Origin of the sequence: Pseudomonas siliginis (assembly GCF_024072275.1) — a bacterium.
Taxonomy (GTDB): Bacteria; Pseudomonadota; Gammaproteobacteria; order Pseudomonadales; family Pseudomonadaceae; genus Aquipseudomonas; species Aquipseudomonas siliginis.
In genome coordinates this window covers 1043198-1055716 of the sequence record NZ_CP099598.1, presented here as the reverse complement: position 1 = coordinate 1055716, position 12519 = coordinate 1043198, and the positions used below count along the sequence as shown (strand labels likewise).

Annotated in this window: 6 protein-coding genes; 1 reads left to right on the top strand and 5 read right to left on the bottom strand. The window is 58.6% G+C overall.

From position 1 onward, the window contains the following. Positions 1–19: 19 nt before the first annotated feature. The 4 genes from NF676_RS05105 to NF676_RS05090 form a co-directional block, all read right to left on the bottom strand. Complete coding sequence (locus tag NF676_RS05105; RefSeq protein ID WP_252887341.1) at positions 20–3484, bottom strand: dermonecrotic toxin domain-containing protein; 3465 nt, start codon at positions 3482–3484, stop codon at positions 20–22. Between the two features lie 153 nt (positions 3485–3637). Beyond that, positions 3638–6190: a LuxR C-terminal-related transcriptional regulator gene (locus tag NF676_RS05100; RefSeq protein ID WP_252887340.1), complete on the bottom strand. Its 2553-nt coding sequence runs from the start codon at positions 6188–6190 to the stop codon at positions 3638–3640. Positions 6191–6328: 138 nt separating this feature from the next. Next, positions 6329–7696, bottom strand: coding sequence for a DUF1329 domain-containing protein (locus tag NF676_RS05095; RefSeq protein WP_252887339.1), 1368 nt, complete (start codon positions 7694–7696; stop codon positions 6329–6331). A 23-nt stretch (positions 7697–7719) separates the two neighbouring features. Further along, positions 7720–9513 (bottom strand): DUF1302 domain-containing protein, encoded by a 1794-nt coding sequence (locus NF676_RS05090; protein WP_252887338.1) that lies wholly within the window; start codon positions 9511–9513, stop codon positions 7720–7722. Between the two features lie 647 nt (positions 9514–10160). On the opposite strand from NF676_RS05090, the gene NF676_RS05085 reads away from it, so the two are divergent. Further along, the gene (locus NF676_RS05085) at positions 10161–11297 is read left to right on the top strand and encodes an S-type pyocin domain-containing protein (protein ID WP_252887337.1); all 1137 of its coding nucleotides are present in this window, start codon (positions 10161–10163) and stop codon (positions 11295–11297) included. Positions 11298–11552: 255 nt separating this feature from the next. On the opposite strand, the gene NF676_RS05080 is transcribed toward NF676_RS05085, so the two are convergent. Further along, the gene (locus tag NF676_RS05080; protein ID WP_252887336.1) at positions 11553–12464 is read right to left on the bottom strand and encodes an SDR family oxidoreductase; all 912 of its coding nucleotides are present in this window, start codon (positions 12462–12464) and stop codon (positions 11553–11555) included. Between the last annotated feature and the right edge of the window lie 55 nt (positions 12465–12519).

Below are 12519 nucleotides of genomic sequence, written 5' to 3'. Positions count from 1 at the left end.
TATGAGCCCTCGAAACGGCTCAGCGAACCGTGGTCTTGCTGAATGCAGACTCAGCCTCTTGCATCAGTGCCTTGAAGAACCCGATCAGTTCATCGGCGGGGTCTTCATGGCCGGTGTAATACGTAACCAGCTCCGCGACCGTGCGGGCGTCTTCAAACAGACTGAGAAACGAGCGTTGCGCACGGGTAAGTTCTTTAGCCGGCGCCCCCGCCGCTGCAGCCTGACCCAATGTCAGCAGTCCGCTCAATACATCCTGCACATGCCCCAGCGCGGCGGAATAATCACCGCGCCGGTGCGACTGCGACGCGTCGTAGATGCTTTTCATCACCTGCACAGCCACCACCACAGTGCCTACGGGTGGCACCAGCAGGCTGACAATGTTTGCGGCCTTCAACAGATTTTCATAAACCACACCGGCGATTATTTCGTTGAGACTGGTGGTCCGTTCGTCGATGTCACTCAATACACGGCGCACTCGCTCGTCATGGAAAGTGAACAGATCGGGCAGTAACGAACGCTGCTGTGTGCGAATGACCGGTCGGGTATCAACCGTTGCGACCAGATTATCGAAGTAGTCATTGGTCACTTTCTGGTCAACCAGCAGTATCCGCTCGCTGTAATAGTTCCTGAACGGGCCTTTTCGAAAACGAATCGAAGGAATGAACTCAGCGATCGGCCGGAAGTTGACTTGATCCGGCGCGTCAGGCGTATAGAGCAAGTCGAAGAAACCTGACGACAACTTCAGTCGAAAAATATAAACGCCGCCAACCGCGCGGTCCCCAGGAGTCGTCAGACCCAGCGCGCCAATATTGAATTTGTACAGCCCGATATCACCTTCGGCGGTGCTGGTCCCTACCGACTGATAACCGCCACTCTCTTTCAGGTTATCGATAACCCCTTGGACAGCAGAGAAAGACTCTGTCGATAATCTGCCGTTGGTGAAATCGGCAAACGCATTGCGATACATCTCACAGCGGATTTTCCGGGCGTGTACCGCGCGCTTGAAAGCGTGATCAGGATGAGCCTTGTTCAGATATTGCTCTTCCAGCATCGCGCTGTATCGGTCACCAGGGCGGAAGGTTTTCGATAGCGAAGACAAATCCCGGATATCCAGTTTTTCAACGAGGGGATGTCCATTCACCAAGTAATATTTGGGGCTGTACTTGGTTTCATAGGCCGGATGCACCGCTTCGAAAGCGAGTCCCTCAAGCAGGACGTCGGTAACGCTCTTACGAAACTCTTCGGTCTGAATAATGATCTGGTCGGGATTGACCGAAATGTTGCTGCCGCGCGAACGCAACAGGTCTTCTATCTGGGCTTTCACCGCGTCATAGGTGAACTGCTCGAATGTCGGAAAACCATTGTCTCTTGCATCAACCGTGGACAGCGCCTTGAGTTCGGTTGTCAGACGCGAATAGCGCTTGCGCCCCTCAATGCCAAGCGCCCGATAAGCTGCCGGTGCAATGGCCTTGTGCAGCGCAACTTCGGCTCGGTAGGCGACATTTACGTAGTCCGCCAAAGGTGCCTTGGCGTTCAGATAAAGATCGACCGGCCGGCTATCAAGCGTGTAGCGGTAGCTCAGTTGAGTACCAGCGCTGCCAAGCAACTCACCCGCCTCGTGCAGGTAGTCGGGATGGATCACCAATGCGGCGTATTCACGATCCGCCGACAATGCCGACTCCAGCCAGCGGTTCGCCGCGTAGATATCGGAAAATTTCTGCAGTTCGAATTGCCCGTCAGCTGTTTTGACCAACATCAGCGACGGTGCGTATTCTTTGGCCGAAATCATCAGAACATCTTTCAATGCTGGGACTTGCAGCCTGATTTTCAAGCCCTGAATAGTCACCGCAGGGTCGTTGGCCATGGCTCGCGCGATGATGTTCGCATCGGTGGAATCCAGCTTCCCGGACTGGCGAGCTACAAAAACTGCAAACTCCATCTGGCTGAAGAGATAGTTGCGATAGGCCTCCTGCCAAGCAACCGACGGCGAGTATGCAAGACTGCCGGTAAACTCCAGGCGCAGGTTACGATTTTCCAGCCACTGCTCGAGCGCTACTGCCGTCAGCCGACTTCCGTCGGGAGCGCCGATGATGGTCAGAGTCGCTTTGTAACCATTGTCGTGCAGACCGAAAACAAGAAACTCCGTCAGCGTCCGGGTTTCTTCCTGTTCGATGGTCCGTCCGGCAACTTGCAAAGTGTACGAGCTATGGACACTGATCGCTTCTGGATCCAGACGTTCGTCAAAGGCCCTCTGCGCCCATGCGGCGAACGTGCGCACCACATAGTCCTTGAAAGAAAAACACGTATCGAACGCGCTCGAATACGCAGCCTCATACTGGTCTTTGGATTCTTCAAGCTCGCTAAAACGTTGTTGAACATCGCTACCAGCGGCATGCAGCCAAAGCGGCCAGTCGGTGCGCTTCAGTGCTGCCCAAAGCAGATAAAAGCGGGTGTCGATACCGTAACGCAGCACATGCAGGCCTTGATTCTCTTGAAGCATGGAGGTGAGCGGTTTTTCCAGTTGTGCCCGGCCACTGATCAAGGTTGCCACGCTTTCAAGCTGACCTTTGAGGTGAGCCTCTGCACAAAATGCATGAGGACTTTGCGTGGCTTTCGGATAACTGATCTGCTCGCTACGCAGGGAAAGTCTCTGCTGAAGTTTGCTGTGCAAATCGGTATTTCTTTCAAAGAACTCAAAGCCGTTTTCCGGCGTGTGCAGCAAATAGGAAGTCGACTCGTTGACCAATTGCATCTCTGCGACCGCACGCTCGGCGTTGTCCAGAACGAAACAGGGCTGGCGCACCAGAAGATAATCCTGTGCCGGTTGCAGGTTGACTTCAAACGCTGCGCGACCGGCATCTGCTTCCAGCAGATGAGCGAATCGCTCGCCCAATCGGGCATCGAAATTGTTGGCCATGACCGACAGCGACAGCTCTGCACCGGTGACCACGGCATAGGCCTTGATGAAAGCCTGTTTGTTCGACAGCGGTGCATTGTCGGCATGGACGGGTTTCGCTGGCGCAGCCCAGAACTTTGCGATCTCGGCTCGCAATGTTTTTTCCAGTCCGGCAGTTACAGCAGCGATCAGATCTTCAACAACAATGGTATTGAGCACCTTGACTTTGAATTGCTCACTGAACGTATCCGGCAGAACAAAAACCCCATCGCCACCCATAATATAGGCAGGACTTATATGGTTATTCAGACAATGAACCGTCACATCCCAAAGAGTGCCTGATGGCCGATTTTCATCGGCAGGGAAAGCAGGATCCGTATTGATATAGACCTTGTCGATATCAACTGTTTTGCCCAGACGCTTCAATTCACCCTCAAGCATGCTGCGCAGAATATCCAGCACGCTCGGTATGGCGTCGATGATCTTGAACAGATCTGTTTTAGCCTGTGTTGCCTTTTCCCACTCTTCCGGCCAGGTAACCTGCTCACCGAAAGAACCACGCATCAAACTTTCATATAACTTGGCCACAAACTTTCCTTACTTGATTATCCAGAGCTGCAAGTGCAGCCACCGCCGATAATTGCAAGGTAGTTTCTTTTTCAGCCGACATGAAGCTCGAACAAATTACAAAACATGCCACCCAACAACGAACACCATGTTGTGCTACTGAAATTTACAAAACTAAACCAGTATCCCCATCAACTTGGCTTTCGCCACAGCCTGAGTTCTGCGTTCTACACCCAACTTACCGTTAATCCTCCTCGCATGAGTTTTTACTGTATGTAATGAAATAAACAGTTGCTCGGCAACTTGCTGATTAGAAGCCCCTTGAGCAATCAACATCAGCACTTCCCGTTCGCGCCGACTGAGGCCAGGCGCCTGATCATCGTTTTCCCGTGGCCAGGCAGAAACCTCCTTGCCAGACCCAGTGAGGCTACCTCGGCGTAATTCCCACTCGCGCACGGCTTGCTGCAATCGGCAACGCTCCGCCAGCGTTGCGGCTCGCTGGAACGCTTGCTGCGCCGCCGCCGTGTCACCGTGCGCTTCGGCCAACTGGGCGAAGGCCAGCAACAATTCCGTTTCCGCCGCCAACATGCCTTTGGCCTGAGCGCGCTTCAACAATCGCTCAATGGTTGACAGAGCGCTTTCGTCCGGGACCGATTGCGCATTCGCGCAGGCCAGCAGGTATTCGATGCGAATAATCAGTTCGAACGTCGCGGGTGGCGCCTGCAACGCCGAAGGTCCCCGGTAATGCCGTAACAGTCGGCTCAACGCTTCTTGCGCAAGATGCGGTCGGCCCTGCTGCAACCAGAACTGGCTGCTCACCTGCAACACAACACCGCGATAGACCGTATCGGGAATCTGCCGCTGCTGCATGACCCTTTCGGCCTCGCGCAGGCGTTCGAAAGCGCAGGCATAATCGCCGCGATTGCCGGCCAGTTGCGCCTGCCCCAGATAACCATACAAGACCCGCTTGTCGTGGCTGCGCAAGCAATCTTCAAGGCCCTGGCTGAACAACTGCGCAGCCTGCTCTTCAAGTCCCATGCACAGCGCCAGTCGTCCGCGCCGCAGGGCAATCCGGCCGAGCAGTGGCACGGGCACTGTGGCGCGCTGGCGCAGCAAGTGCTCGATCTCCACCAGCAGGCTTTCGGCACGCAAAGGCGCGCCCCGCTGCTCGAGCCATTGCGCATGGTCAAGCTCAAGCAAGCCTTCGAACAGCAAGGAGCCGTGAGCACGCGCCAGGCACAGCGCTTCGCGGTTGAGGGCATGGGCCTGATCCAGCTCGCCGCACAGTAACGCCTGCTGGGTCAGTCCCGACAGGCACATCAAACGCGCCTGCCAGGCATCGTCAGCCAGTGCAGACAAAGCCTCCTGAAAGCAGGCGCGTGCCGGCTCCATTTGCCCTTGCAGGTGAAACAGCCATCCCTGTTGCGCCTGCCAGCGGGCCAGCAGTTGCTGCTCCAGTTGCGCTGTCGGCTGCGGCATGAAGCGGCCGAGATGAGCCAGGCATTGCCCGGCCTGTTCGAACCGGCCGGCAAACAATAAGGCGCCCGTGACCAGCACGATCAGCTGTGGTGTCATCAGGGTCAGTTGCTGGCTTTGCTGCTCGTGCAAACGCAACAGCAGGACGACGGTCTGGTCTTCGAACAAGTCTTCGAAGCCGAAATGCTGCAACAGGCTGACGGCAGTTTCGTATTCCTCGGCCAACAACGCTTGCTCGAACGCCGCTCGCCAATCCTGCGTCGCGCTGAACCACTGACAGGCGCGCCGGTGCCAGGAACGCGCACACGGCCAGTGCGACTCCTGGATGATTCGCGACAGCGGGCGGAACACCTGGAGCCAGTCAGCGGATTGCTGCCATGGCTCGATAAAGCAGCCCAACACCTGCAGATCGTGCAGCAGCCGCGCGCCTTCGCCGGCGCCGAACAAATGCTCGCATAACGGCGCATTGAACCGTGGCAGGTGAGCCAGCACACGCCATGCCTCGTCCTGCTCCGGCGTCAGGTTGCTGAACAGTTCATGCTGCAGATAATCGAGCAGAGTGTCGACACGCTGCTGCGGTTGCAGGTTTTGCGACCAGTCGCATTTCTGCAGGAGCGCCATGCGCGCCCCCGCGCACCAACCGCCAGTACGCTGGATGATACGGGTGGCGACGCGGTCCGCCTGGTCAGGCGGCAAATGGTGCAACACCGATACAACTTCATCGTGAGTCAGCGCCAGGCTGGCGCTCTCGAATTCGTAGAGTTCGTCATCGAGCAACAGGCGCGGCCAGTTGCACTGCGGCCGGCGGCGAGTGCTGATCCACCAGGTGAGCGCCGGGCTGCTGACCGCCAGCAAGCGATCCAGCAGAGCATCCACAGCCGGATCCGGCAGCCGACTGTAATCGTCGATAAACAGCGACGTCGGCCTCGACCAATGGGCCAGCTCCGCCATCAGTTGCGTATCGTCAAGGCCTTCGACCAGCCCGAGCGCCCGCGTCAGACGCAGGCAGAATTCTTCGGTGCTGAGCGCCGCTCCCGCCAGCGGCAGCCAGATTGCCTCGCACTCCGCGCGCACCTGAAGGAGACATTCGGTGAGCAGTGCGGTTTTGCCGCTGCCTGCGGGCGCGCACAACAGCCTGACCCGTGCGTTCGATGTCAGCAAAGGTGCGCTCAAACGGCTGCGAAGTTGATGATGCGAAGAAAGCCTGGGCAAAAATCCGGGTCGATCCAGGCACGGGGTCATGGCGGTCATCGGGTGAGCCTTCTTATCGTTGTGCGCTCACCCTAGCCCTCTCCCGCGCCCTTGTTGACGAGTATTCAGCACGCTGATTGATGGCCATAAAAAAGGCGACCGTGCGGTCGCCTTTTGTCCAGCGGTACAGCAGAGCCGTTAGCGCACGCCCTCGGCGCGCAGGGCCGAAGGTGTGTAATCGGCAGCCTTGGCTTCAAAACCGAATTCGAAGCTGTGCTTCTCTTCGTTCTTCATGCCCAACGCAATGTAGCGGCCGGCAATGATGTCGTAGAGCGCTTCCAGCGTGTAAGCCTGAGCCTGATGATCGTAGTAGTACTGCGCGTGACCTTCGGCAACGCGCCACAGTTGCCCGCGACCGTCGTAGTGATCGGCCAGTGCCACTTGCCAGCTGTCCTCGTCGATGTACATGTGGCGCTTGGCGTAGATGTGCCGCTCGTTCGGTTTCACCGTGCCGATCACTTCCCAGACGCGGTGCAGTTCGTAACGGGTCAGGTCCTGATTGATGTGCCCGGCCTTGACGATGTCGTCGTACTTGAGCTTTGGCGAGTCGAGTTTGTAGCTGTTGTAGGGAATGTACATTTCCTTCTTGCCGACCAGTTTCCAGTCGTAGCGATCCGGCGCGCCGGAGAACATGTCGAAATTGTCGGAAGTCCTCAGGCCATCGGCCGCTGTACCCGGGCCGTCATAGGCCACTTGCGGTGCGCGACGTACGCGGCGCTGACCGGCGTTGTAGATCCACGCCAGACGCGGTTCCTTCACCTGATCGAGGGTTTCGTGCACCAGCAGCACGTTACCGGCCAGCCGCGCCGGAGCGGTCACCGATTGCTTGAAGAAGGTCAGTACGTTGGCGGCTTTATCCGGGTCGATGTCTTTCATCAGTTGCGGCACGGCGATCTCTTCTTCGAAGCGGATCGGCGTGTAACTGCCGTTGGTCTGCGGCGTGACCTGGGTGATGATCCGCCGCAGATTACCACCGTGGTAGCGGGTGATGTGGTTCCACAGCACCTCGACGCCGTTCTTCGGAATCGGGAAGGCGTAGTAGCGGTTGCCGGTGAAATTGGCCAGGCCGTTGCCGTCGTTGATTGCGTTGACGTTCAGCGCGCTGCGCTTGGCCGACTCATAGATTTCCGCCGGCGCCCCCACGGAGCGGTGGGTCGGGTAAACCGGGATCTTGTAGGTTTCCGGGTAGCGTTTGAACATCGCCACCTGGCCATCGGAGAGCTTGCTTTTGTACTGCTCGACGTTCGCGGCGGTGATGGTGAACAGCGGTTTTTCGTTGGCAAACGGGTCGGCGAGGAAGCCCTTGCTGTCCACCGCACCGGCGTTTTTCGGGATGCCGCCGGTCCAGGCCGGAATCGAACCGTCCGCATTGCCGGCCTTCTCGGCGCCGAGCGGGGTCAGGCTGGTGCCGAGCTTGTTCGCTTCATCCGGCGACACCGCCGCCATCACGTTGGCGGCCAGCAGACTCAAGGCCAGCACGCCACATTGCAGAATCGTTTTGCGCATTGCAGTCATCCTTCTCGGGCAGATCAGAAGTTCACGCCGAAGCTCAGGGCCACGAAGTCACGGTCTTCGAGGACGTTGTAGTCGCCACCGAAAAAGTCGGTGTAACTCAGGCTTGCGGTGTAGGTGTTGCGGTAGTCGGCATCGACGCCGAAGCTGATGGCTTTCGCACCTTCGTTGAACAGTCCGTTGGGGCCGTAACCGGCGACATCATGGGACCACGACAGGTTGGGCTTGAGGTTGATCCCGCCGATGACGTTGGCGTAATCGAGAATCGCCCGGGCGCGATAGCCCCAAGAAGTCGAGGTGACGAAGCCGTCGGTATCGCCGCCGAAACCATACTGGCCGTAGACCGAATCACGGCCATAACGCAGCTCACTGCGTGACTCCAGACCACCGACATGCACCACCGCTGCTTCGCCGACCACGGTCAAGCGTTCGGCGCCGAGCACCTGATCGAAGAAGTGTGTGAGGGTGCTCTGGATCTGCGTGACTTCCTTGCGCCGGTAGCCTTTGTTGTCGGCACCCGGCGAAGTGGCGAGTGGCGATGCGGTGCCGCCGGCAATCGGGTTGACCAGTGCCAGGGTCAGGTCGTTGGTGTTGACCTGCACCGGCGCGTTCGGCCGGTAGCTGACCTCGCCGGTCCACGCGGTGCCGGTGGGCAGGGTGGTGGAGAAACTGGCGCCGTAAAGGCGAATGTCTTCCGGGTATTCGAGGTAGTACTGACCGCGCCCGAGCATCACGCTTTGCGCCAGCCCCGCACCGCTGCCAGGCGCGAGGCCGTTGGCAATGCCGACCATGCCTGGCAATGCCGCCAGTGTCGACAGCCCCGCCGTGGTGGTGCCGACTGTCGGCGTACGGCTGTGGTAGTTCATGAAGTAGAGGCCGTACTCGGTGTCTTCGCCGAGCCAGCGCAGCGCCGTGCCCCATTGCCCGGAATCGCGCGCATCGCGATCACCGCCACGGGGGATCACCACGCCCTCGCGGGTGACCTGAATGCCTTGGCCGAACGCGGTGGTCAGCGGCACCAGTGGCGCCACAGCCGGACTGCCGACGGTGTAGCCGTTGTTGCAACCGTCCGCCGCCACGTCGACGCCGAAGAACGTGCCGCAGTTGTCGAGAACGGTCTGGTCCCACTCCAGTTGGTAGAAGCCTTCGACCGAGAGTTTGTCGGTCAGGCTCTGCGAGCCAAACAGCATGTTCACCGGAATCAGGCCTTCCTTGATCTCGGCACCGGGACGGCGGAATGCCGAGACGTCGACCGGGTTGATGCTGTTGATCGAGTTGCCGATGAAGGTACTTTCGCCCCAGCTCACCACCTGCTTGCCGGCCCGCACGGTGCCGGGCAAATCGGCGATGGCGTAGTTGTGATAGACGAAGGCATCGAGGATCTGCGCGCCGGAAGACTTGGCGCCTTCCTTGCGGCCGCTGTCGCTGATCTGTTTGAACTCGCGGTCTTCGTCCTTGAGTTCGAAGTCGTACCAGTATTTGCCCCGCACAAACACGCCGGTATCGCCGTACTTCAGTTCGAGGTCGTGGATACCCTTGAAGATCTTCGAAAAGGTTTCGCCCTTCTTGAAATTCAGGCGCCCGTCATCACCGGTGGACGATTGTCCGCTGCCGCCATTGACCGTGCCGACCAGCGAACTGTCGGCATCGCGCAGGCCCCAGCTCGCGCCGACCGAAAGTGACGAGTCGAAGGTGCCTTCGATTTCGCCGATGTTGAACGCGACCGCTTGCGCCTGGGCGCAGCAACCCAAAGCCACCGCAGCGGCCAGCGCCTGCGGTGTGAAGATGGCGCGCATTGTTGTTTTTGTCATGCGTCTTCCCCGGTGAGTGACAGAAGGCCCCACCCTACTGCCGGGTGAAGCGGTCGATAAGCGCACCAAGGAGGTATTTGCGTTGTCGCTCGAAAGGATGAATGGCCTTGTACGGCGGGGCCTGGGGCGGTTCATGGACTGGCTGGATAGCGCGTCATCAGCGCCATCCATGCGCACGCCACTGTTGCGCGCCCCGTAACAGTGCATGTCTGGAATCGGTATTTTTCCTACAGGCTTGAGACCTTATTCTGAGCGCGCTTTCCTCGGCACACGCCGCAAAGCGCCAAGCTCGCCACGCTGAATCGCGAGCGACTGGCTACAGATTCTGGATAAATCGATGTTTTCGGTTTACCGCCCCGGTGTTCACTGACGTTGATTTGTAGCTCCTTGATCCAACGTCTTACCTTGGCCGCTGCGTTTGCAGCGGCCTTTTTTATGGGCGTTTAAAAAGGCTGGTTAGCGGTTCGGGAGCGCTTCCGATCAGCGCGTCAGACATTTCTTCGAAGCTCGGACGAATTCCCTCTGCATCGATGAAAACCCGCGAAAACCCTTTCGACATAACGCCCTGTTACCGACGGGCTTCTCGGATTTGATTACCGCCACTCTGATGTAACTTGAAACACCTCAACCATTCGCTGGTGACACGGATGTCATCGCCACCCGTGCGCACTTTCGAGCGAGTGAAAACGCACATTCAAAAGGATATGAATATGCCAAAGCCTCCACCGTTAGAACTGGATCCGCGCCAGCGTGACATTGCCGAAGGGGTGCGCCGGGAGCAGGAAGAAATCCGCGTACGCGAACAGGCGCGTCTGGCCGCGTTGGCGGAGAAACAGCGTCGGGATACCGAACAGGCTCGACTGGCGGCTGAGACCGCGCGCCTGAATGCTGAGGCTGAAGCTCGGGAGAAAGAGCGGCTGGCTGCGTTGAAAATCGCCCAGGCCGAGGCACAAGCCAAAGCTGAAGCAGCGGCGCTGGCCAATGCGGCAGAACAGGCTCGGTTACAGGAGGAACGCAAGCATGTCTTTCCGGCTTATGGAGCAGTGGCCCGCAACGGCCCGGCCGTTTCTTTCGCTTCGACAGCCGTCCCGCTCAGCCCGGCCACCTCGGCGGGAATACTCAATGCGTTACGTACGGCAAAAGCGACCCTGACAGCGACGGGCACGGCGCTGCTCGGCAGTCCGGTACTGATGGGATTCGCAGCGCTGTTGATGCCGTCACCTCTGGGCAACGGCGAACGCTTCGCCATGAGCGTTCGACTGGCCGAGTTGTCGTCCGAGCCGGCCGAGTCGCTGCGTGAAATCGCAGACCGGCAGGGCACTTTGGAGATGCAGGTCGGGCTAGGGGTCAGGCGACTCGGGGCTGGCACGCAAGTGTTCGTCGCTATGAGCGATGACTTCCATATTCGCTCAAGTGTGCTGGTTCTCAATGCCGCATACGATCTGGTCAACGACTTATACAAGATCGCGCTATCGGACTCGCCCACCGACTTGCTGACCTGGACACCCGCTAACACACCGGGTGACCAATCGACCGCCTTGCCAATAGCGGATACCGGTTCGCCCGCCTATTCCGGCGCTTCCGTTGTTCCGATTGAAGGGCGGCTGGATCTGAACCCGATCCTGGTCGAACGCTGGGATCGATTCATCATCGTTTTTCCAGCCGATTCGGGGATAGAGCCGCTTTATGTGGTGTTCAGCAGTCCTTATGAGGGAGCAACCGAAAAGGGAAAGCACAGCGGGCGTGGTTTCAACCCAGACGAGACTGGAGATGAAATGACATAGTCACTGTGTTCGCGTTACTTCAGGCAACGCCACATCTGGACATGATGATCAGACGCCACAATCGAGACCTGATCAACGAGTATGGGACCCTGGAAGCGTCGTACTCTCGGCTCTTCGCTGCCGGGATTTTGCTGGAGGGGGAAAAGGGCCTCGCTATCAAAGGACCTAACTGGCAGCCGCCCAAGTTCATGACAGAACAAAGATACATTTGAAAACTGGAGCCACCAGCCGCGAAGGCTGGTGGCTCCGTTACCTTCAAATCGAATACTTCTGCAAATTCGCCATCATTTCCTTCAACGCTTCAATATTGTCCTTCGGGTGCGCCGCCCCTTCGAAATCACAAATCTGCTGCCAGTGCGCCGCGACGTCTTCTGGCGAGAACCCTTCGCGCGGATCGAAGCCGGCACCGAGGCTGCGTTCCCAGCGCACCTTGCCCATCCAGCCGCCGCCGACTTCGAACAGGCCGGACGTTTCCTGGCATTGCTCGCTGGCCAGATACACCACCAGCGGGCTGACCAGTTCCGGCTTCAGTTGCTCGAATACTTGCGGCGGGATCAGGCCCTCGGTCATGCGCGTGCCGCCGGTCGGGGCGATGGCGTTGACCAGAATGTTGTTCTTGCGCCCTTCGATCGCCAGCGTTCGGGTCAACCCGTACAGCCCGAGCTTGGCCATACCGTAGTTGGATTGGCCGAAATTGCCATAGATGCCTGAAGTCGACGCAGTGAAAATCACGCGACCGTAGTTTTGCTCGCGCAGATGCGGCCAGGCGGCACGGGTAACCTTGCAGGCGCCTTCGACGTGGACGCGATAGACCAGATCCCAGTCGGCGTCGTCCATCTTGTGAAATGACTTGTCGCGCAGGATCCCGGCATTGTTGACTACGACGTCGACGCGGCCGAAGGCATCAAGGGCGTTCTGTACCAGTTTGTCGCCGTCAGTCACCGAGTCGTGGTTGGCTTCGGCAATACCGCCGGCCTCGCGGATTTGCGCCACTACGCGGTCGGCAGCCGAAGCGTTGGCGCCCTCGCCCTGCGTCGAGCCACCGAGATCGTTGACCAGCACTTTGGCGCCCTGACTGGCGAACAGCAGAGCATGCGCACGACCGAGGCCGCCACCGGCGCCGGTGACAATCACGACTTTATCTTCGAAACGCACAGGTTCATTCATCGCGGCAACTCCAGCAGGCCAAGTGGTAATGAACCCGAGTGTCAGGCACGACGCT

Coding starts and splice junctions, on each gene's coding strand:
- NF676_RS05095 (WP_252887339.1), bottom strand. CDS start 7,696: ATGCGCAAAACGATTCTGCAATGTGGCGTGCTGGCCTTGAGTCTGCTG.
- NF676_RS05090 (WP_252887338.1), bottom strand. CDS start 9,513: ATGACAAAAACAACAATGCGCGCCATCTTCACACCGCAGGCGCTGGCC.
- NF676_RS05085 (WP_252887337.1), top strand. CDS start 10,161: ATGTCATCGCCACCCGTGCGCACTTTCGAGCGAGTGAAAACGCACATT.
- NF676_RS05100 (WP_252887340.1), bottom strand. CDS start 6,190: ATGACCGCCATGACCCCGTGCCTGGATCGACCCGGATTTTTGCCCAGG.
- NF676_RS05080 (WP_252887336.1), bottom strand. CDS start 12,464: ATGAATGAACCTGTGCGTTTCGAAGATAAAGTCGTGATTGTCACCGGC.